At 73.3% G+C, this 21,716-nt stretch carries 13 protein-coding genes; 4 read left to right on the top strand and 9 right to left on the bottom strand.

Annotated elements, in window-relative coordinates; translation table 11 throughout:
• Positions 1 to 33: 33 nt before the first annotated feature.
• On the top strand, positions 34 to 2,337 hold the full coding sequence (locus ACIA6A_RS24375) for an N-acetylmuramoyl-L-alanine amidase (RefSeq protein WP_396100141.1): 2,304 nt from the start codon (positions 34 to 36) through the stop codon (positions 2,335 to 2,337).
• Positions 2,338 to 2,343: 6 nt separating this feature from the next.
• Here ACIA6A_RS24375 and ACIA6A_RS24370 read toward each other — a convergent pair whose 3' ends face one another.
• From ACIA6A_RS24370 to ACIA6A_RS24335, 8 genes are all read right to left on the bottom strand, one after another.
• Positions 2,344 to 4,335 (bottom strand): response regulator, encoded by a 1,992-nt coding sequence (locus tag ACIA6A_RS24370; RefSeq protein ID WP_396100140.1) that lies wholly within the window; start codon positions 4,333 to 4,335, stop codon positions 2,344 to 2,346.
• The gene (gene cheB / locus ACIA6A_RS24365) at positions 4,332 to 5,432 is read right to left on the bottom strand and encodes a chemotaxis-specific protein-glutamate methyltransferase CheB (RefSeq protein ID WP_396100139.1); all 1,101 of its coding nucleotides are present in this window, start codon (positions 5,430 to 5,432) and stop codon (positions 4,332 to 4,334) included. Before cheB ends, ACIA6A_RS24370 begins: the two co-directional genes overlap by 4 nt.
• Positions 5,429 to 7,531, bottom strand: coding sequence for a response regulator (locus tag ACIA6A_RS24360; RefSeq protein ID WP_396100138.1), 2,103 nt, complete (start codon positions 7,529 to 7,531; stop codon positions 5,429 to 5,431). The genes cheB and ACIA6A_RS24360 overlap by 4 nt, the downstream gene beginning before the upstream one ends.
• Positions 7,528 to 8,994 (bottom strand): methyl-accepting chemotaxis protein, encoded by a 1,467-nt coding sequence (locus ACIA6A_RS24355; RefSeq protein ID WP_396100137.1) that lies wholly within the window; start codon positions 8,992 to 8,994, stop codon positions 7,528 to 7,530. Before ACIA6A_RS24355 ends, ACIA6A_RS24360 begins: the two co-directional genes overlap by 4 nt.
• Entirely contained in the window at positions 8,994 to 9,533 is a 540-nt protein-coding gene (locus ACIA6A_RS24350) for a chemotaxis protein CheW (protein WP_396100136.1), read from the bottom strand. Before ACIA6A_RS24350 ends, ACIA6A_RS24355 begins: the two co-directional genes overlap by 1 nt.
• The gene (locus ACIA6A_RS24345) at positions 9,530 to 10,942 is read right to left on the bottom strand and encodes a CheR family methyltransferase (RefSeq protein WP_396100135.1); all 1,413 of its coding nucleotides are present in this window, start codon (positions 10,940 to 10,942) and stop codon (positions 9,530 to 9,532) included. The genes ACIA6A_RS24350 and ACIA6A_RS24345 overlap by 4 nt, the downstream gene beginning before the upstream one ends.
• Positions 10,939 to 11,412 (bottom strand): chemotaxis protein CheW, encoded by a 474-nt coding sequence (locus tag ACIA6A_RS24340; RefSeq protein WP_396100134.1) that lies wholly within the window; start codon positions 11,410 to 11,412, stop codon positions 10,939 to 10,941. Before ACIA6A_RS24340 ends, ACIA6A_RS24345 begins: the two co-directional genes overlap by 4 nt.
• Before the next feature lie 96 nt (positions 11,413 to 11,508).
• On the bottom strand, positions 11,509 to 12,753 hold the full coding sequence (locus ACIA6A_RS24335) for an acyltransferase (RefSeq protein ID WP_396100133.1): 1,245 nt from the start codon (positions 12,751 to 12,753) through the stop codon (positions 11,509 to 11,511).
• Between the two features lie 290 nt (positions 12,754 to 13,043).
• Here ACIA6A_RS24335 and ACIA6A_RS24330 point away from each other — a divergent pair, with 290 nt between their 5' ends.
• From ACIA6A_RS24330 to ACIA6A_RS24320, 3 genes are all read left to right on the top strand, one after another.
• Positions 13,044 to 13,730, top strand: a complete 687-nt coding sequence (locus ACIA6A_RS24330) for a CAP domain-containing protein (RefSeq protein ID WP_396100132.1) — start codon at positions 13,044 to 13,046, stop codon at positions 13,728 to 13,730.
• A 135-nt stretch (positions 13,731 to 13,865) separates the two neighbouring features.
• The gene (locus tag ACIA6A_RS24325) at positions 13,866 to 14,618 is read left to right on the top strand and encodes a L,D-transpeptidase family protein (RefSeq protein WP_396100131.1); all 753 of its coding nucleotides are present in this window, start codon (positions 13,866 to 13,868) and stop codon (positions 14,616 to 14,618) included.
• Between the two features lie 152 nt (positions 14,619 to 14,770).
• Complete coding sequence (locus ACIA6A_RS24320) at positions 14,771 to 15,862, top strand: GGDEF domain-containing protein (RefSeq protein WP_396100130.1); 1,092 nt, start codon at positions 14,771 to 14,773, stop codon at positions 15,860 to 15,862.
• On the opposite strand, the gene ACIA6A_RS24315 is transcribed toward ACIA6A_RS24320, so the two are convergent.
• Entirely contained in the window at positions 15,799 to 21,363 is a 5,565-nt protein-coding gene (locus tag ACIA6A_RS24315) for a hypothetical protein (protein ID WP_396100129.1), read from the bottom strand. The genes ACIA6A_RS24320 and ACIA6A_RS24315 overlap by 64 nt on opposite strands.
• Positions 21,364 to 21,716: the final 353 nt, after the last annotated feature.

The following is a 21,716-nucleotide window of genomic DNA, read 5'->3' as shown; positions in this document are numbered from 1 at the left end:
CGTCGTCAGTGGCCGGACCAGACGGGGGTACGGGTGAAGCAGCACCGTGTTGTCGGGATCGTCGCGGGGGTGGCCCTGGTGGTCACCGGAACGGCGGTAGCGGTGGCCAAATGGCCGTCGGGCGAGCCGGTGGCGGCCGTCTCGGCGGCGAGTCCGCCCGAGGACACGCCGGTCGCCCCCGTCGTCGACGACGGTGACGGCACCCCGGTCCCCGGTGAGCTGCACACGGTGGCCGTCGGGAAGGGCGCGTCGACCGGCGCGGCCGAGGTGCCGAAGCGTGAGACCCCGTCGTTCAGCATGGTCGGCGTGACGTGGACCGACCACAGTGTCAAGGTGTCGGGTGACATCGAGGTCCGCACCCGGTCGGTGCAGACCGGCGCGTGGTCCGGCTGGCAGGCGCTCGGGGCCGGCGAGGACGGCCCGGACTCCGGCGCCGAGGCGTCCGGTGGGCTGCGCGGCGCGACCGAGCCGCTGTGGGTGGGCCCGTCCGACGGGGTCGCCGCCCGGATCACCGCCGGCAAGGGCTCGAAGCCGCTCCCGGCCGGCCTGCGCGTCGACCTGATCGACCCGGGCAAGCCGAAGGGTGCGAGTGGGGGCCAGGGCGGCGGTCTGCTGATGGAGCCGAGTGAGGAGCCCTCGGCGCCCGTCACGGAGGAGCCGTCCGCGACCCCGCCGACCACGGAGCCGGTCACGACCCCGCCGACCACGGCCCCCACCACGACGCCGCCGGCCGCCACCACCGCGCCCACCACGACCCCGGCGACGACGAAGCCCACCACCACGGCTCCCGCGACGACCAAGCCCACCACCAGCGCGCCGCCCGTGGTGATCCCGCCGTCCGGGCGCGTCTCGCTGCCCAACTACACCAGCCGGGCCGGGTGGGGCGCCGACGAGACGATCGTCAAGGGCACCCCGTCGTACGCGAGCGCGGTCAACGTGTTCTTCGTGCACCACACCGCCGACGGTGGCAACACCTACAGCTGCGCCGACTCCGCGGCCCGGGTCCGCGCGATCCTCACGTACCACGTGAAGAGCAACGGCTGGAGCGACATCGGCTACAACTTCCTCGTCGACCGCTGCGGCAAGCTGTTCGAGGGCCGTAAGGGCGGCGTCGACAAGGCCGTCATCGGGGCGCACACCTACGGCTTCAACACCGGCACGGCCGCGATCGCGGTCATGGGCACGTACACCAGCAGCCAGGTGTCCGAGGCCGCGCGCAAGGTCGTCTCGCAGGTCGCCGCCGCACGGCTCACCCAGTACGGCTTCGACCCGGCGAGCACCGCGAAGCTCACCGAGGGCGTCTCCGACGGCAAGTTCCCCAAGGGCACCGTCGTGACGTTCCAGCGGGTCTCCGGTCACCGCGACGCGGTCAACACCGCGTGCCCGGGCAACGCGCTGTACGCCCAGCTCGGCACGATCCGCAACGAGGCGTCCATGTCGGTGCTCGCGCTGAAGGTGACCGCCGGCGGCGGCACCTGGAACGGCACCAAGCTGTACGTGAAGAGCAGCGCGACCGCCTACTGGTCCACCGCCACCCCGTCCGCCCAGATCACCAAGTTCGAGGTGCTGGTGGACGGCGTGTCCCGCGGCACGACCGGTGCCACGGTCCGCTCCGCCAAGGTCAACATCCCGGCCGGCACCCACAAGGTCGCGGTACGGGCGACGCACCGCAGCGGCCGGACCACGACCTCGGCGGCGGCCACCGTGTACACCGACACCACCAAGCCGTCGGTGTCCACGCCGTCGGTGCTGCTGCGCAAGGGCACGGCGACCACCTCGAAGGTCCCGGTCTCGGTGAACTTCACGGCCAAGGACAACGTCAAGCTGTTCTGGGTCGGCGCGACGTCCCCGGCCAAGGCGAACCTGTCCACGTCGGCGAAGACCTGGAGCACCACGGTCAAGCCGGGCAAGCAGACGTTCACCGTCGGGGCCCGGGACCTGGTCGGCAACAACCGCAGCGCGTCGGTCGTCCGTACCGCGGTGCTGATCCCGGAGACCAAGGCCAAGCGCAACGGCACCTGGACCACGAAGGTCGCCAACGGCAACCTCGACGGCAAGGCCCTCACCAGCTCGAAGAAGAACGCCAAGCTGCGGTGGACCTACACCGGCCGCTCGTTCGGGATCGTCGCGATGACCGGCAAGAAGGCCGGCAAGTTCGACGTCCTGGTCGACGGCAAGAAGGTCTCGACGGTCGACACGAAGGCGAGCAAGAACGGGTACCGCCAGGTGGTCTGGACCCGCAACCTCGCCTCCGGCAAGCACACGATCCAGCTCGTCGTGCTGGGCACGAGCGGCCGCCCGGCCGTGACCGTCGACGGGCTCGCGTACGTCAAGTAGCCGGGGTCAGGGTCTGGCCGGGGGGAGCGTGAACCAGAACGTCGCCCCCCGGCCGTCCTCGCCCTCGGCGTGGATCTCGCCGCCGTGGCGCTCGACCGCCCGGTGCACGGTGGTCAGCCCGATCCCGGTGCCCGGGAACTCCTCGGCGCTGTGCAGCCGCGCGAACGGGCGGAACAGCTCGATCGCCTTGCCCGCCGGGAACCCGGCCCCGTTGTCGCGGATGTGGAACCGCGGGTTGTCGCCGGGGCCGTTCCAGCCGACCTCGATCACCGGGTGCGCGACCTTGCGGGTGAACTTGAACGCGTTGTTGATCAGGTTCTCCAGGATCACCCGGACCAGGCCCTCGTCGGCGTCGGCGGTCATGTCCCCGGCCACCACGAAGTCCACCTCGCGGGCCGGATCGCGGGCCTGGACCTCGCCGATGACCTGCCACGTCGTCATGGTCAGGTCGAACTGCGCGCGGCGCAGGTCGCCCCGGCTGGCCCGGGCCAGGATGAGCAGTGACTCCACCAGGTCCGCCATCCGCATCGCGGCCGCGTGGATGCGCTGCACCCGGTGCTTGGCCTGGGCGCCGAGCGGCTCGTCGTCCTCGTCCAGGATGGTCTCGGCGAAGCTGCTGATGATCTGCAGCGGGCCGCGCAGGTCGTGCGAGACCGACCCGCTGAACGCCTCCAGCTCCCGGTTGCGCCACTCCAGCTCCTCGACCAGCGCCGCCCGGGTCTCGGCCAGCTGCCGGGCCGCCCGCTCGCCCGCCGCGTCGAGCTCGCGGCGCATCAGCTCCTCGCGGATGCGCCGGCTCTCGTCGAGCGACTGCTTGCGGCGGATCTGTGCCCGGACGTGGGCCCGCAGCGTCTCCGCGCCCTCCTGCCAGCGCACGTAGTCGTCGGCGCCGGCGGCCAGTGAGTCCAGCAGCGCGTCGTCCCGGTCGCCGGTCATCACCAGCGGGGTGTCGCCGATCTGCGGGACCTCCTTGATCCGGCGGCACGTCTCGCGGGCGCCGCCGTCGGCGTGACCGGGTTCGTCCCCGTCGGAACCGGGTTCCAGCCCGATCACGATGCAGTCGACCGGCTGGGCGGCGAGCAGGTCCAGCGCGTCCTTGCCGTTGTCGGCGGCCACCACGTCGTACCCGTCGGCGCGCAGCGCGTCGCCGAGCTCGGCCAGCCGATCCCGTTCGCGGGTCACGGTCAGCACCTTGCCCGGCCCGTGCAGGCTGCCGATCACCTCGATGGGCAGCTTCTCGGCGCTGGTCCGCAGCACCGCGGCCAGCTTGGCCAGCACGACCGCGAGGTTCTGCTGCTTGCGGACGAACGCGTCGGCGCCCGCCTCCAGCATCTGCACCTCGGTCGCGTAGTCGTCGGCCGCGGTCATCAGCAGGCACGGGGTGTCGCGCAGACCGGGGTCGAGGCGGATCCGCCGGATCACCGTCGCGCCGTCGATACCGGGCATCACGCCGTCCACGATGACCGCCTGGGGACGCCGGTCCGCCGCGGCCCGCAGGCCCTCCTCGCCCGAGGCGGCGGTGATGACCGCGTACCCCTCGGGTTCGAGCAGTTCCCGCAGCTGCTCGCGGAACGTGATGCTGTCGTCGATGACCAGGATCGTGGTGGCGGCCGGTTGCTGCGGACCGTCCTCGCCGAGCAGCTGCCGGCAGCGGCCCACCACGTACCCGGCGTCGTAGGGCTTGCCCACGTACTCGTCGGCGCCGGTGCGCAGCCCGTACAGCCGGTCCGCGATCTCGGCCTCGCTGGAGAGCAGCACCGTGACCGTCTTGTCGCCGCCCGGCCGGGCGCGCAGCTCGCGCAGCAGTTCCACGCCGTCCGCGTCGGGCAGCAGCACGTCCAGCACCGCCACGTCGAAGCCGCCGGCGGCGAACGCGGCCCGGGCCTCGGTGCCGGTCGAGCACAGCCGGGTGGCGAAGCCGTCGGCCTCGAACGCCTCGTGCAGGTCCATCCGTACGGTCAGGCTGTCGTCGACGATCAGCACGACCGGCCCGCTCATCGCCGTCCTCCCGGGGCGGTGACGAGCTCGGCGACCCGCGCGGCGATCCGGGCCGGGGGCATGACGTACGCGGCCGCGCCGAGCAGCGCCGCCTCCCGGGGCATGCCGTACACGACGCAGCTCGCCTCGTCCTGCGCGAACGTGACGGCACCGCGCCCGCGCATCCGCAGCAGCCCCTCGGCGCCGTCGCGTCCCATGCCGGTGAGCAGGCACCCGGCGGCCGCCGCGCCGAACTCGGTCGCCACCGACTCGAACAGCACGTCCACCGACGGCCGGCAGGAGTGCCGCGCGGCGGCGTCGCTGAGCCGCAGGATCCCGTCGCGCACCAGCAGGTGCCGGTCCGGCGGGGCGAGCAGGACCTGCCCGGCCACCGACCGCAGCGGGGTCCCGTCGACGGCGTAGCTGACCGCCCGGCCGCTCTGCCCGGCGAGCCAGTCGGAGAACGCCACCGCGAACGGTTCGCTCGCGGCGATGTGCTGCACGCAGAGCACCGGGGTGCGGAAGCCGGCCGGCAACGCCCGCAGCAGGTCGGTCAGGGCGCCGGGGCCACCGGTCGAGGCACCGACCGCGACGAGGCGCAGCGCGGGATCCACGGTGGACACCGGGGCCGGCGGGGGCGACAGGGCCGGCGGGGGTGCTTTCACCGGCGGCGGGGCGGCCTCGCCGCGGCTGCGGCCCTCCAGGCGCGCGCGGGGATGGGTGATGACGCGGATCCGGGACACCATGCGGACGCAGGCGCAGAGCCGGCGGGCCCACCCGGCGTCGGAGTCGTCGCCGCGCGGCTTCTCCAGCACGTCCACCGCGCCCGCGGCGAGCGCGTTGTAGGTGCTGAACAGCTCCTGCCGGTCGGCCGACGACACGACCAGGATCGGGGTGGGGAACTCCGCCATGATGTGCTCGGTCGCGGCCAGGCCGCTCATCGTCGGCAGCATCATGTCCATGGTCACCACGTCCGGGCGCAGCCGGCCGACCATCTCGACGGCCTGCCCGCCGTCCATGGCCTCGCCGACCACCTGCAGGTCCGGGTCGGTCGCCAGCGACTCGCGCAGGTGGTGGCGCATGGTCGCGGAGTCCTCGACCACCAGCACCCGGATCATGAGCGCACCAGCCGGCGGATGTGACCGAGCAGTTCCTCCTGATTGAACTCGCCCTTGACGACGTACGCGCTGGCCCCGGCCGCCGCACCCCGGGCCCGGTCCTCGGCGCTGGCCCGGGAGCTGACCAGGATCGCCGGCACCATGGCCAGGTCGGGGTCGGCGCGGGTCTCGGCGACGAAGGTGAACCCGTCGATCCCCGGCATGTCGATGTCGGTCAGGTACAACCCGTACTCGCGGGCACGGGCCCGTTCGAGCCCCTCCTCGCCGGACGCGGCCAGATCCACCTCGTAGCCGGCCGACTCCAGGATGCTGCGCTCCAGCATCCGGGTGGTCAGCGAGTCGTCGACGACCAGGATCGGCAGCCGCCGGGCCGGTTCCGCCGGGGCGGCCCCGCCCGCGCCGTGCCGGGCCGTCTCGGCGATCAGCCCCTGCGCGTCGAGCACCAGCCGCGGGTTGCCGTCGAGGTCCATCGACACCCCGCCGATCACCGCGGCCGCCGGGGCCAGCTCGGGCAGCGGCCGGACGACCAGGGTGGACGTGCCGGCCAGCCGGTCCACGCCGACGGCCACCGACTCGCCGTCCGCCTCGACGATCACCGCGACGCCGGGGCTGCCGCCCTCGGGGACGGCGGTGCGCGCGTACAACGCCCGGGCCAGCGGCAGGAACGGCACCGCGGCGCCGTCGTGGGCCATCTTGCCGGTGACGGCCGCGGCCGCGGCCTGGTCGGGCAGCAGCCGTACGCAGGTCCGCACCGCGTCCAGCGGCACCGTCGCCACCGTGCCGGCCGCCTCGACGACCAGCCCGTGCAGCGACAGCAGGGCCAGCGGCAGCACCAGCTCGATGGTGGTGCCCCGGCCGGCGTCCGTGCGCACGCCCACCTCGCCGCCGAGCTGGTCGGCGACGTCGCGGGCCACGTCGAGCCCGATGCCGCGCCCGGCCACCTCGGTGACCGTCGGGGAGGTGCTGATCCCGCCGCGCAGCACGAGGTCCACCAGGGTCTGCTCGTCCGGTTCGGAGCCGCCGGGCGCCAGCAGCCCGCGCGACTCGGCGGTGCGCCGGACCGCCCCGAGGTCGAAACCGCGGCCGTCGTCGGTGCACAGGAACGCGGCGTACCGTCCGCGGCGCTGGATCTCCACCACCACATGGCCCTCGGCGGGCTTGCCGGCGGCGGCGCGGCCGTCGTCGTTCTCGATGCCGTGCACCACCGCGTTGCGGACGACGTGCAGCAGCGCGCCGTTGGCCAGCGCGAGCACCTGCGGGTCCATCCGCAGCTCGCCGCCGCGCCCCTCGAACCGGATCCGTTTGCCCTCCGCGTCGGCGGCGTCGCGCACGGCCCGGTGCAGGGCGGTGAAGATGCTGGACGCGGCGACCAGCCGCAGCCGCTCGGCGCGGCCCCGCACCTCGTCGAGTTCCCGTTCGACCTGCTCGACGGTGTCGGTGAGCCGGCGGCCGAGCAGCCCCAGCTCGGTGGCCAGGCGCACGGCGGCGCTGCGGGCCGCCTCGGCCTGCCCGGGGGTGCGCCCGACGCGCAGCTGGTAGGCGAGCGACTCCGCGGTGCGGTGCAGCCGGTCCAGCGAACCGGTGCCGGCGCGCAACGGGGCGAACCGGGCGTGCGTCTCGCCGACGGCGTCCAGCAGGTCGTCCACGTCGGAGGTCGTCGTCGCGCGGGCCGGCGGTTCGGGCTTCTTCTCCACCGCCTTCTCCACCGGATTCTCGGCCGGCTTCTCCACCGTCGGCGCGGGCGGCGGTGCCTCCTTCTCCGGGGGCGCGGACTGCTCCGGGGACGCGGACGGTTCCAGCGCCGCCACGTACCGTTCGATCTCGTCGTTGAGGCGCAGCAGTTCCCGCATCTCGTCGCCCGGCAGCGGGTTGTCCTGCCCCCGGTGCGGGACCAGGACCTCCTCGAACGCGTGGGCCCGGTCGGCGATGTCGACCTGGCGCACCACCCGGGCGGCGCCCTTGAGGGTGTGCGCGAAACGCAGCAGCCGGGCGACCAGTTCGGTGCCCGGTTGCTGATCGAGGTCGAGCACACCCGCGCTGATCTGGTCGACCAGCTCGCGCGCCTCGATGCGGAAGTACCGCAGTGGATCCTGGGTCATCGCCGGCCGGTGCCCACCAGTTCGAGCAGGTCGCCGGAGAGGCTGGACAGGTGCGCGGCGGTCTGCTTGGTCTGCACGGCGCTGGCCTCGGTCTCCCGGGTGACCCGTGCGGTGTCCGAGGCCGCGACGTTGACCTGCTCGACGGCGGTGGTCTGCTGCGCGGTGGAGAGCTCGATCTCCCGGGTCGCGTCGTTGGTGGTGGCCACCAGGTGCGCGATGCGCCGGAACGAGTTGGTCGCGTCGTCGAACTGCCGGGCCCCCGCGTCGACCGACTTGGCCCCGATCTCGGTGGCCATCACGGTGGTGTTCACGGCGCCGCGTACGTCGTCGATCAGCGCCCGGATCTCCTTGGCCGACCCGGCGGTCCGGTCGGCCAGCTTGCGGATCTCCTCGGCGACCACCGCGAACCGGCGGCCCCACTCGCCGGCGCCGCTGGCCTCGATCGTCGCGTTGATGGCCAGGATGTTGGTCTGCTCGGCCAGCTCGGAGACCAGGTCGACGACGCCGCCGATCTGTTGCGACTTCTCGCCCAGGGCCAGCATGTGCTGCACGATCTGGTCCACCTGCGAGCGGATCGCCGAGATCGAGGCGCGGGTCTGCTCGATGGTGGCGTCACCGCTCAGCGCGGCCTCCGAGGTGTCCTCGGCGATCTTGGACACCCGCTGGGCGCTGTCCGAGATCTGGCGCGAGGTGATCAGCAGCTCGCTGATCGTCGTGGTGATCTCGTTCATCGCGCTGGCCTGGTCCCGCCCACCACCGGCCTGCTGCGCCGCGGCCGCCTCCAGCTCTGCCGACGAGCTCTGGATGTGCCCGACCGCGGCGCCGACCTCGCGCCGCAGGTCCCGGCTCAGCTTCCACGCGACCGCCGCCGCGAACGCGGTGGCCAGCAGCGCCAGCACGATGATCAGCCAGATCGCCTGTTTGGCCCGCGCGGTGGCCGAGGTCCGTGCGACGTCGACATCGGTCCGTACCCGTGCGGTCAGTGCGGTGATGGTCTGCTGCAGTTTTTCGCGTACCGGGGTCACCGTGTCGAGGTTCAGGTCCTTGAGCTTGTTCAGGTCCGTGATGCCGGCCCGCTTCGCCATGATCGGTTCCAGCACCGCCGCGTGCGCGGCCTCCGCGGTCGACACCGCGTCCAGGAGGTTCCGGGCGGTCGCATCGGTGAGGTTGGTCCGCAGCTTGCTCACCAGGGCCAGGAACTCCTCCCGGTCCTTCTTGGCGGCCTCGAAGTACGCCGGCAGCCCGTAGAGGATGTAGCCGCGGTAGTCGCTGATCCGGCTCTCCGCCTTGGTGGTGAGGTGCTCCGAGGCGACCAGGTCGTTGACGGCCAGGTTGATCGCGTCGTCCTTGGCCTGCACCACGACGGTCAGGGCGACGACCGAGGCCGCCCCCATGATCAGGGTCAGCGCGACGGTGACGCCGAAGCCGAGGCCGAGCTTGTTGCCGAAGGTGCGTTTCGCCATCATCGCTCCTGGAGGACGTGCGGTTGGTGACCGGTCAGCTGGTGCACGACGGCACGGGCGGCCGGCAGATCGACGATCGGGCGGGTGCCGCCGGTGAGCGGCACCATGCCGCGCAGCATGTCGCGGCCGTCATGGCCGTCCGGCTCGCCGACGATCACCGTCGAGTCGACCCGGACATGGCCGTCGAGCTGGTGGAACGCGAGCGCGAGCGGGGGCTGTCCGGCCGCCAGCACCAGCCAGCGCGGCCGTTCCGGCGACGGATGCCCGAGCAGCGCCGCCAGGTCGTAGACGGGCACGATCGCGCCGCTGAAGCCGGCCACCCCGAGCAGGGCGGGCTGCGGGCCGGGCAACGGCGTCACCGGCCGGTCCGAGTGCACCCCGGACGCCTGGGACAGCCGCAGCGCGTACGGGCGCCCACCGGCGTGCACGGCGAGCAGCTCCGCGTACTCGGCGTCGTGGCTGCGGGCGGGTTCGGCGAACGAGCGGTCGAAGTCGGCACGCAGGTCGGCCAGCCGGTCGGTGACCTCGGGCGCGCTCACCGGCGCACCCCGCAGGCCTCGAGCTCGGCCCGGCACAGCGCGGTCAGGGCGATCCGGCCGAACCCGCCGCCGAACAGCACGATGCGGTCGTCGCGTTCCTGGCGCAGCAGGTCCAGCGCCCGCTCCAGCTCCGGCCCGGCGGCCCGGGTCTCGCCCCGGCGCCGGGCCAGCAGGCCGAGCCGCAGCCGGGGCATGGCGAACTCCGGGTCCACGTACGCCCCCAGCCGGTAGTGCTCGAGCGCGCCGGTCAGGTCGTTGCCGCCCTCCAGGCAGACCGCGAGCTGCTGGTGCGCGTCGGCGTACAACCCGTTGGCGTCGAGCAGCCGCCGGCAGGTCGTCACGGCCTCGGTGAGCCGTCCGGTGTGCGCCAGCAGCACCGCGTGCAACAGGTCTGCCCGTGGCTCGGGCCGCCCGCCCGGTGCGCCCTCGACGACCGTGAGGGCCTCCGCGAACCGTTCGTCGCGCAACAGGCCCAGCGCCCGGTCGTAGCTTCCGTCGACGACCGGGGGAGCGGGCCGGGGCTCGCGCGCCGCGGCCGATGCCATGGGCGGTGCCGGTGCCGCCCCCGGTGCCGGTGCCGGCGTCACCGCCGCCGTGCCGCGCCGGTAGAAGAACGTCCGGTGCGAGTGGATCGGCTCGAGTCCGTCCGGCCGGCTGCCCAGCGAATCGGTGTGCCCCAGGAACAGGTAGCCACCCGGGGCCAGCACCCGGGTCATCTTCCGGACCAGCGCGGCCTGCACGTCGGGGGTCAGGTACATCAGCAGGTTCCGGCAGAACACCACGTCGTACTGCTCGGGGCGCCACAGGCCGGCGTCCTCCGAGGCCACGTTGTGCTGCCGGAACTGCACCGCCGAGCGGATCTCCGCGTCCAGCTCGTACAACCCGTCGCGGGGATGGAACCACCGCTGCCGGATCGCGTCCGGGGTCTCCCGCAGCGACCACGCCGAGTACCGGGCCACCGCGGCCCGCTTGAGCACCGCCGGGCTCGCGTCCAGGCCCAGCACCGACACGATCCAGTCCGGGTTCTTCAGCGTCTCCCGGGCCACGATCGCCAGCGTGTACGCCTCGTCGCCCGACGAACAGCCGACCGACAGCATCCGTAGCACCCGCTGGGTGGCGCGGGCGGTGATCCGCTCCGGCAGCGCGACCTCGGCCAGCGCCCGGAACTGCTCACCGTGCCGGAAGAAGTAGGTCTCGTTGATGGTGAGTTCCTCGGCCAGCGCGCTCAGCTCGGCCGGCCAGTCCCCGGCCCCGAGCCGGGACAGGTACGCCGTCCGGTCCAGCTTCGCCGCGTCCGCCCGCCGGCCCAGCACCTGGGCGAGCTGTGGGCTGTCGTTGTCGTCGAACACCCAGCCGAGCCGGGCCGACAGCACCGACCGGAAACGCGCCACGTCGGCGCCCCCGGTCACGCTGACCCCGCCATGGCCGCGGCGGCGGCCCACACCTCGTCGGGCACCAGCCGCAGGCTGCGCAGCAGCAGCACCGGCTCGGCGTCGATCGTCCCCACCGCGGCGACCAGCCGGGCCGGGGCGTCACCCAGCAGCGCCTCGTGCGCGGCCGCGGCGTCCCCGGCGACCGCCCGGACCCCGGAGATCGCCCCGGTCGCGAACGCCACCGGACCCCGCTCGGACCGCACGGCCACGAACCGGACCACCTCGGCGTGCCCGCCGCCGAGCAGCCGGGCCACGTCCACCACGAGCGTGGGCACACCCCGCATGATGCAGATCCCACTGACGTACGCGGGGGTGCCGGCCAGCGGATGCGTGGTCAGCGGCCGCATCGTCTCGATGATCTCGTCCAGCCGCAGCGCGCAGAGCAGCGACCCGGCCCGGAACACCAGCGACGGCACACCGGCGGACGTATCCGCCGGTGGCGTCATTTGTCCAGGCTGCCCCATATCGCTCAGGCTATCGAGCGGTCGGGCCCTATCGGTGAAAATGGTTCATTTCACCCGCTGACCGCGGGTCAGGCGGTATCAGCGCTGCTCGGGCGGTCCGAGCCAGGTGACCACCGGCTGCTCCGGGGAATCCCGCTGTGTCGGCGTCTCCCCACCTGACGTCTCCGGGATGTCGGGCGAGGTGGACCGGTGGGCGGCCTCCGCATGGGGTGTCCCGCCGCCGGCCTGAGCGGGAATGTGCGAGCCGGGCGGGACGTACGGCCCCGGCGGGACCGGCGGGCGACCGGTGGCGTGGGCCGGCCACAGATGCGGCCGGCGGCGGGCGGCCAGGTCCTCGGCCCACCCGAACGCCACCACCGCCACCGCGGTCAGCAGCAACGTCATCGCCAGCTCGATCGGCCCCTCCATGCTCGAGACGTCGTCCAGCGCCAGGAACGTGAGAACCGGCCAGATCGCCCAGATCGCGATGTTGTGCCAGAGGTACACCGTCACCGCCCGGTTGTTCAGCAGCGTGACGGCCCGGTCCAGCGGCCGCGCGTAGGACAGCCAGGTCATGTCCGGCTGCCAGCGCAGGGCGAGGATCACGAACGCCAGCGACCAGAGCGCCTGCGCCTCCGGCACCTCGTTGAGGTCGTAACCGTCCTCGCCGGGGTGCCCGCGCAGCCAGTAGAACGCGACCAGGCCCATCAGGACCGCCACCGGGTAGGCGACCCCGGCCTTCAGGCGGTGCAACCGGCCGTCGTGGTGGGCGAACCCGGCGATCCAGCACGCGCCGTACGTGACGAAGTCCCAGAGTGCCCCGTCCGCCCGGCCGAACGGCATGCTGTAGCCGGTCTTGTCGAGCACGGCCAGCAGTGCCAGCGGGCCGGCGATCAGGACCCAGCCCACCTTCTTGTAGGCGAGATAGAGCAGCGGGGACAGCAGGACGAACCACAGGTACGCCCGGATGTACCAGAGCGGCTCCCACGCGTCGATGCCCGCCGAACTGCCGGGCGGGTCGCCGATCGGGAGGATCCAGAGGGCGAGTTTCCAGCTCCAGGGGTGATCGCCGCCCTCCTGCTCGGCCCAGCCCCCGTAGAGCATGGCCGGGACGGCGATCAGTCCTAGGAGCCACAGCGGTGGCAGGAGCCGGCGTAGCCGGGAGGTCACGACCTGCCCGGCCGTGCGCTTGTCGAGGGAGGCGGCGGTCAGCGAGCCGGCCAGCGCGAACATGATGCCCATGGCGGGCAGCAGGATCGACAGCCATGGCCAGCCGAAGAGGTGGTAGACCACGACCCGCAGGATGGCGGCGGCCCGGAGAAGGTCCAGGTAGCGGTTGCGCACCGCGAAACGGTAGCTAGGCCGGTAGGTCGCGGGGGACCGTCCGGCCGGTCGCCAAGTACACCCCGCCGGCCGACCCCGGACGGGTGAAGTGTCCGATTCGCCGGTGCGACTGTGCGACGTCCAGGCTCCCCGGTCAAGGACGAAAGACCAGGTCAACCTCGCCTTCACGGTACGGGAACCCGAGCGCGCCGGGCCGCCCGCACAGTCACCGCCACGCGGGGCAAGCCGTTGGTACCCGGCGAGGCGGTGTGCGACCGGCACCCGTCGCGGAACACGAAGGGAACCACGGCATGCGAAAGCCCCCCGTCGTCGTGGCCGTCGCGGTGTCGGCGATCGTGACCGGCGGCATCATGGTGGCGACCACGGCCGGCGCGGAGACCACCCCCGGCGCGTCGGCGCCGCCGGTGGCGGCCGCACCTGACCGCGTACCCACCGGGGTGAAGGACCCGGCGGTCTCCAGCCCGCCCACCGCCCCGCCGTCGCCCACCGTTCCCGCGTCACCCACGGTTCCCGCGTCACGCACCGTCTCCGCCTCGCCGTCGCCGGTGGTGACGACCGCCGCCCAGCCGCGGCACAGGGTGACCGCGTCCGATGGCTTCCAGCGGCGGGCCCTGGACCTCGTCAACGAGCACCGCCGACGCGGTGGTTGCGACCCGCTGACGGTGGACCGCCGCCTGGTCGTCGCGGCCGGGAGGCACGCGGCCGACATGGCGGCGCACGGTTACTTCGCGCACGAGAGCCGTGGCGGCGAGCGGGCGGGGGAGCGGGTCGGGGACGCGGGGTACGCGTGGTCGCGCTACGGCGAGAACATCGCCCGTGGTCAGGACGATGTCACCGAGGTGGTCGACGGCTGGATGCGCAGCCCGGAGCACCGGGCGAACATCATGGACTGCCGGCTGCGTGAGGTGGGCCACGGGCTGGCGTTCTCCGGCACCCGGACGCCCTACTGGGTCCAGGACTTCGCCACCCCGCTATAGCCACATATTTCGCTCAAGTCGGCCGGGTGCCCGCCGATCCTCCAACTCCCTGGATCGTGCCATGGTCAACCGGACGATCCTGCCCGTCCCACAGGTGTGCTTCTATGTGCGGACACATCTCCTGGGGAGGACGATTTGGGATTCTCCGCGCGCCTCGCCGCGGCCATCCTGGCCACGGCTGTCGGCGGTGGCCTCGGCGCCGTCGCCCTGACCCCCGGCACGGCATCAGCCGCGCCGCGGGCCGTCAGTCTGGCACCGGTCGCCGCTGTCGTGGTCACCAAGGCCGCAGCGGCCTCGTGTGCCACCGGCAAGTACCAGAAGCAGGTTGAGGGTTACCTCAAGAAACTCGGCGGCTTCGGCGCCGTCACCGTCGACGGCAAGCAGTCCGCCGCCGACTGTGCGGCCATCAAGAAGTTCCAGTCCCGCTACGGCGTCAAGCCGGCCGCGGGTCTCGCCGGCCCGACGACGTACGCGGTGGCCAAGCGCCTCGCCGCCACGAACACGAAGTCGTGCAAGGCCAAGAAGTCGGGCATCACGTTCTGCGTGGACCTGACGCACCAGACGACCTTCGTCATGAAAAATGGCAAGGTCTTCAAGAAGCCGACCGTGATCCGTAGCGGCATGAAGGGCTACCGGACCCCGGCCGGCACGTACAAGATCAACAAGCGCACCAAGAAGGAATGGTCGAACCCGTACGAGGTGTGGTTGCCGTACTGGCAGCGCTTCATCGGCGGCATCGGCTTCCACCAGACCACGACGTACATCCACGACGCGTGGCGAGGATCGCACGGCTGCGTCAACCTGCTGCCGGCCGACGCCAAGACCTACTACGGCATCGGCAAGATCGGCTCCACGGTGAAGGTCTTCGGGCGCCGCTCAGGCACCTGATCCACCAGCATCCGCCCCACGAACAGCCCGCCGGCGATTGCCGGCGGGCTGTTTCAGCAGCAGCCCCCCGGCCGTCCTCCGCGATGCGGGTGGCGCAACGATCCGCCGGGGCTAATGCCTCAAGACCGGGACCCGGCCGCCGATCTACGGGTGTGTTGCTCAGCGGGGCCCGTGAGTTGCGCGACCTGCACGGTGCGTCGCGCGCGGTCGCTTACCTCACGCTGGCCGGAGCCCCGTACGTCGCGGTCACCGGGGTCCTGTCCCACGTCGGCCCATCCGCCACCGCGGCGATCCTGACGATCGCCCTGATCATGGTCGGGATCGGCCTGGTCTGCTGGCACCGGCCGGGGAAACTGCCGGGCCTCTTCTGGTACGCCGCCCCGCTCATCGCCACGGCCCTGATCTCCGGGCTCAACCTGGGAACCCGGGACGCCAGCACCGGCGCGCAGCTCTTCTACCTGTGGCCGGTGCTGTACACGGCGAACTTCCTCGGCCGCAAAGCCGTCTACGTCGTCCTGGCCATGGTGTACGCCGGGCACTCGGCCGTCGTCTACACCGTGCTCGGCGCGGGCAAGGGCCTCGCCGACGTGGTCGCGATGATCCTGGCCATGACGATGACCACGCTCGTCGTCCGGGGCCTGCGGGCGCGCGCGGACCGGTTGCGTGACGTGCTCGAGCAGCAGGCCAACGCCGATCCGCTGACCGGCCTCGCGAACCGACGCTCGTTCGAGACCGCGCTGGCCGGGGCGGAAGGCCCGCTCGCCCTCATCACCGTCGACCTCGACCACTTCAAGGGCATCAATGACACGTACGGTCATGCCGAGGGTGACCGCGCACTGACAGTGGTCGCCGCGGCGATGCGTACGGTGACCACAGGCACCGGGACAGCGGCCCGCCTGGGTGGTGACGAGTTCGTCCTGCTCCTGCACACCGACCGCACCACCGCCGTCGGCGTGGCCCGGCAGCTGACCACGCTGGTGCGGGCCGCCACGGGCCTTCCGGGCGGGCCACCCAGCCTGAGCATCGGGGTCGCCGCGCTACCGGCCGACGCGGACACGGTCGAGGGCCTGGTCGCCGCCTCCGACGCCGCGCTCTACGAGGCGAAGACGTCGGGACGAGGCCGGATCGCGGTCGCCGGGGGACGGCGGGACCCGGATCCCGTACCCGTCGTCGCCGACACTCAGGCGGTTTCCGGGTCCGCGGCCTTGACCAGCCCCAGGATCTCCCGGCGCAGCCGGGGGTAGGGCCCCCACCCGTCGCGGAGCACATGGATGTAGATCGCCTCGAGCGCCACGTCGATACGCTGGATGAGCTCCTGATCGTCCGGCAGCCCCAACCGGACCGACCGGGTGAAATGGTCGAGCGCCTCCATGTGACGACCCTGGTCGAAGGCGCTGCGGCCGGCGTTCTCGTGCACCACGCTGCGCAGCAGATCAGGCGCGTCCGAGCTGGAGGCCTCCTCGAACAACCGGTCCGCCTCCTGATAGTCACCCCGCAGCCGCAACACGTGCGCCAACTCGGCCTGCGCGATGACAATGGCCTGCACATCCCCGGCGGACTCGGCGTGAGCCAGCGCCAGCCGGCTGGCCGCGGCGGCCATCCCCAGCTCGTCCAGCAACCGGTAGACCTCGGCCCGCACGCTCAGCAACCCGGCCCGGGCAACGTTGTCCAGCTCCTCGGCCAACGGCCCGTCGAGCCGTTCCCCCAGCTCACGCAGCGCCTCGCGGTCGTCGACGACCTCCTTGAGCGAAGCCCCGTCCAACCGCCACCGGATGGCGGCAAGATCCTCAGGACCAAGAGGCTTCTTCTCCGGTACGCGAGCAGCCGGCACCCGGGCCTCCCGAGCGACCAGCGGCATCAGCCCCGCGACCCGAGGCTTCTCCGGCTCTGGCTCCGGCTCCGGCATGGTGCCGGCCGCGGCAACCAGCCCGTTCATCAACCCGGTGATATCAAGGTCGAGAACGAACCCGTGCTCATCCACCCCGGCGTCATCCGCGAGCGTCGCATGCTCGGACGTAGGCTGGTCGAACCCAGGCTTCCCCCCGGTCCCACCCCCGTCACCCACAGCACTACCGGCCGCACCACGACCAGCCCCCGCGCCCACGCCGCCCAAGCCGTTCCGGCCCGCACCGCCCGCGCCCGCCTGGCTCGCGCCGCCTGCGCCCGCCCCGTTCCGGCTCGCGCTGCCCTGGCCCGCCCCGTTCTGGCTCGCGCTGCCCTGGCTCGCGCTGCCCTGGCTCGCGCTGCCCTGGCTCGCGCTGCCCTGGGCGCCGCTGCTCTTGGTGGTGGCGTTGTGGCTCACACTGCTCGTGGCCGCGCCGTTCCCGGCCGCGACATCGCGGACCGGGCTGTTCTGGGCCAGGCTGTTCTCGACCGCACCGGCCCTGGTCGCAGTGCCATCGATAGTTTTGTCCATGTTCGGACTGTCATGACGGACATCGTCGCCGACCGTGCTGATCCTGGCAGCGCCGCCCGCGGCCGGATCGTTCTTGGCGTGACCATCCTCGATCGGGTTGCCCCCGGCCGCGCTGTCCCTGACGGAGTGGCCGTTGACGACGCTCTCCGTGGCCGGGTTGCTCATGGCCGAGTTGCTCGTGGCCGAGTTGCTCGTGGCCGAGTTGCTTGTGGGCGAGCCGCCGGTCGCTGAGCTGCCCGCCACCGGGTTGCCCGTCACCGGGTTGCCCGTTGCCGAGCCGTGGGTCGCTGAGCTGCCCGTCGTGTCGTTGGCCATTGCTGGGTTGCCCGTTGCCGAATTGCTCGCTGCAGGGCTGCTCGTTGTCGCGCTGCCTGCCACCGGGATGTTGTGGCCGGCACCGCTCCCGGTCCCCGCAGCCGGAGCCGCCGCGGCCGATTCGGCCCGCGTCCCCGCGCTCCCCGAATCGGGTTCCGTAGCCGGCGCGTCACCCTTCGCCCCGAACCAGGTCGGGCCGAGATCCGCGTCGGAATACTTGATCGGCGCGGACGGACCCGACGTCATGATCCGCCCGATGGGCAGTGCCGCCGCGGCCGGGTTCGGCCCCGGCCGTGATGCCTGGGGTACGGCCGAGACCGGCAGCGCACTCGACGGCAGGGCGCCGTTGCGCTGCATCTCGCGGTTGGCGGCCGACTGCCGTGCCGCCTCGGCCTGGCGCCCGGCCTCGGCGGCCTGCCGAGCCGCGGCATCCCGCCGGACCATGTCCTGCTCGGCGCGCCGTGCTTCCTCGGCCCGCCGTGCCACGTCCGCCTGCCGTGCTTCCTCGGCCAGCCGGGCGGCTTCAACCTGGCGTGCCACTTCAACCTGGCGTGCTACTTCAACCTGGCGGGCGGCCTCAGCCCGGCGTGCCTCCTCGGCCAGCCGGGCGGCCTCAGCCTGGCGTGCCTCCTCGGCCAGCCGGGCGGCCTCAGCCTGGCGTGCCTCCTCGGCCAGCCGGGCGGCCTCAGCCTGGCGTGCCTCCTCAGCTCGCCGGACTTCGTCGGCGCGCCGTGCCTCTTCGACGAGGCGGGCGGCCTCGGCCTCCCGTTCCGCTTGTGCCTGACGTGCGGCCAGCTCTGCCTGCCGGGCGGCCTCTTCCGCCTGTCGCGTGGCTTCCTCGGCCCGGCGTGCTTCCTCGGCTCGGCGGGTGGCTTGCTCGGCCTGCCAGGCGGCTTCCACCTCGGCGAGGCGGGCTTCCTCGGCCTTGCGTTCGGCTTCCTGGGCCTGGCGTGCGGCCTCCGCCTGCCGCTGCGCCTCGGCCAGGCGCGCTGCCTCGGCCTGCCGTGCCGCCTCGGCCTGCCGTGCCGCGTCCGCTCGGCGTGCGGCTTCCTCAGCTTGACGCTGCGCCGCCGCCTGGCGTGCGGCCTCGGCCTGCCGGATCTCTTCTGCCTGCCGGGCGGCCTCGGCCTGTCGCGCGGTCTCCGCGGTGCGGGCAGCCTCTTCTGCCTGCCGGCGTGCCTCGGCCTGGCGGGCCGCTTCGGCTCGCCGGGCTTCGTCCTGCTGACGGGTGGTTTCCGCGGTACGGGCGCCTTCCTCGGCTCGGCGTGCCTCCTCGGCCTGGCGCGCTGCCAGTTCGGCCTGCCGGGCGGCTTCCTCGGCCTGGCGCGCCTCCTCAGCGTTGCGCGCTGCTTCCTCCGCCAGCCGGACGGCCTCGGCCTTCCGGGCTTCCGCGGCCTGGCGTGCCGCTTCCGCCGCCTGCCGTGCCGCCTCGGCCTGCCGCGCCGCCTCGGACCGGCCGGAGGCGTCGCGGAAGGCATCGGCGTGGCGGGCCGGCTGCCCGGTGTCATGCCCGGGTACGGCGAACTGCGGCCGGTCCATGTGGGGCAGGCGAGGCGCGGGTACCGGCGCGACACCGGCACGCGACACCGGCACTGTCGGGCCTTCGCCGACGGGCTGCCCGGTCCCGGTGAACGGCCCGTGCGGACCGCCCTGCCCGGGTTGCCGCTGATTCGATTGCCGCTGATCCGGTTGCCGCTGGTCGGGGACGGCACTCGCCGGGCGCACCGGCCCGGGGGCGCCGCTGACCGGGTGCCGGCCCGGTCCGCCGCTGGTCGGGCGTTCCGTGCCCGGGATGTCGCCCATCGGGGCGGTGCGCGACGGCGGCCGCTGTGACGGGGGAACCTGGCTGGGCTCGCCGGTCGACAGGATCATCGACGTACGGGGTCCGCCGGCGATGGGACGCTCGGAGGTCTCGCCCTCGGGGCGCCGCAGGTGTTCGTCCCACGGTGCGTAGGCCGCCGGTGCCTCGAACGGGGGCCGGTCCCCGGCCGGACGCTGCGGGGGTGCGGACGCTGCGGGCCGCCGGACCGGCGGGGACGCCATCGGGGGTACGGGCGGCGGCGGGAAAGCCGGTGCGGGGGACACCGGAGGCGCGGCGTGTGCGGCCGGCGCGGGTGCCGGCGAGACCGGCGGTACGGACGCCGAGCCGCGACCGGTGCTACGCCGGGCGTGGTCGTGCCCGGCTGGGATGATCGGCCCGTCCGACGTGACGTAGCCGACCCGCGACGACCGCCGGTCCTGGCCGTCGTGGGCGGGACCGTCGTGGGCGAGACCGTTCTGGGCGAGACCGTTCTGGGCGGGACCGTCCTGGGCAGGGCCGTCCTGGGCAGGGCCGGCGGGCGAGACCGGACGCTGGAGCGCAGCCGGCGGTGCCTGATCCGCGGCGGCGGCGGCGACGCGCGGCTGCGCCACCTGCGGGGGAGCGTTGACCACCCGCGGCTTGGCCGGCGGTTCGGCCTTGACGACCCGGGGCACCGCGGGCGGCGCCGCCTTCTTGACGATCTTGGGCTGCGTGGGCGGGACGGCCCGGCTCAGGATCCGGGGCCCGTCACCCTGCGGCTCCGGTGCGACGGTCCCGCTCGGCGGGGGAGCATCGACCGGCGGACGGTACGGGGCGTGCTCGTCGGCCCAGCGGTCGCTCGCCGCCTCGCCCTCGATGACGACCGCGGCGTAGGACCCGGACCGGTACGTGGTGGGTTCCTCGAACGTCGCCTCGCGGGCATCCTCGAGGGCTACCTCGCCGCCGTCCTCGAACGATACGTCGTGGGGGGACGTGACCGCGGCGGGCGGGAACGCCGGGGCGTCCTCGCGCTGGAACGCCACGAGGTCGTCGCGCCCGAAAGCAGCGGCATCGTTGCGGCCGAACGCGGCTGCGTCATCGCGCCCGAACGCGGCTGCCTCGCCGCGCCCGAAGGTGACGGCATGGTCGCGTCCGGCAGCAGCGGCGCCGTCGCGCCCGAACCCGGCCGGCTGATCCCGGTGGAACGCGGCCGGGTCGTAGCTGTCCGGCCGGGACGCGGCGGGCTGTACGCGCGGGAACGGGCCGGACTTCTCCCGGTCGAACGCCGGCTGCGCGGGTTCGTCGCGACGCAGCGGTGCCTGACCACCGGGCTTGCCCCGGAACGCGGCCGGGTTCTCGGCGCCGCGCCGTTCCCGCCCGGGCTCACCCTCCCGCCGGGCAGCCGGATCGACGTCACGGCGCGCGGGATCCGCTTCACGGCGCGTGGCCGGTTCGGCGTCACGGCGCGGCTCGGACTCGTACCCGGTGTCCTCGCGTTTGCGGAACCGGCGGCCGATGCGCGGCGCTTTCTCCTCCGGTTCGGGGCGTGCGGGGGTGACCTTCGCGCGTCCGGCGGCGGCCGGTGCCTCGGGTTCCGGCTTGCGGCGGCCACGACGGGGCCGGGCCGGGACCGGTTCGGGCTCCGCGACCGCGGGATCGCCGTCCCAGAACGACGACGTCTCGATCCGGCGGGCGCGCTCGATCGAGGTGTACTTGCGCTGGGTCTCCCAGTCGTCCGCGTCGAACTCGCGGTCGTCGTACTCCAGTTCGTCGAAGTCGAGGCTGCGGGTCTGCCAGGTGCCGTCCGGGCCGAGCTCGGGGGGAGCCGCGTCCAGGTCGGCGGCCTCGAAGTTCGGGTCGTCCAACCAGCTGGGACGCGCACCGTCGAACGCCTGCTTGATCTGCGTCTCACGGCCCGGTGACCGCGGGTGACCGTTCTGGCGGCGTTCACGCCGTTCGGCAAGCTCGTCGTGCGCCGGCGGGGCGGACTGCGGGGCCCCTTGCGGCGTACGGGAAATGCGGGGTTCGGGGTCGAAATCGTCGTTCTCGACGTATTGCGTGCGCGGCGCGGGAGGGCGGCTCTCGGCCTGGCGGCGGGTTTCGGGACCCCAGCGGGAGAGCACGGCAGCCTCCGCGTACGGGTCACGCGCGGTAGCCGGGGTGCCCTGCTGGCGCCTCGGCCGCTTGCCGTCGTCGTACTCGGATTCCCAGTACTCGTCGTCCTCGTAGCTCACCGGGACACCCCGCCGCCGAGGCATGGTCCCGGGATTGCCGAGCCGGCCCGCTGCCGCATCCGTGCCCCCCGTTCTAGCCTCCGCGTACCCTCGCCCGCGCGTCCCTCTACACGGTCGGGTTGGAAGGTTAACCACGTATTTGCGTACGGCGCTACCGCCCGTGGAGGAGCGTCACCCGTCCCGAGGGTACCCCCGGCGCTCCCGGCCGGATCCGGCGCCGCGGCCCACCCGTGATGGTCCGTCGACGCATAGTACGGACGCGGGTGCCCAGGGGTTCATTTCCTGCGGCGCGATGGCAGGCGGATCGAGGATGATCGACAGAGAGTGACCGGGGCGGTCGAGGCGGCATTTCC

Source organism: Actinoplanes sp. NPDC051494, assembly GCF_044454705.1.
Taxonomy (GTDB): Bacteria; Actinomycetota; Actinomycetes; order Mycobacteriales; family Micromonosporaceae; genus Actinoplanes.
The sequence above is the reverse complement of the archived record's forward strand: the minus strand, read 5'-3'. Positions and strand labels throughout refer to the sequence as shown.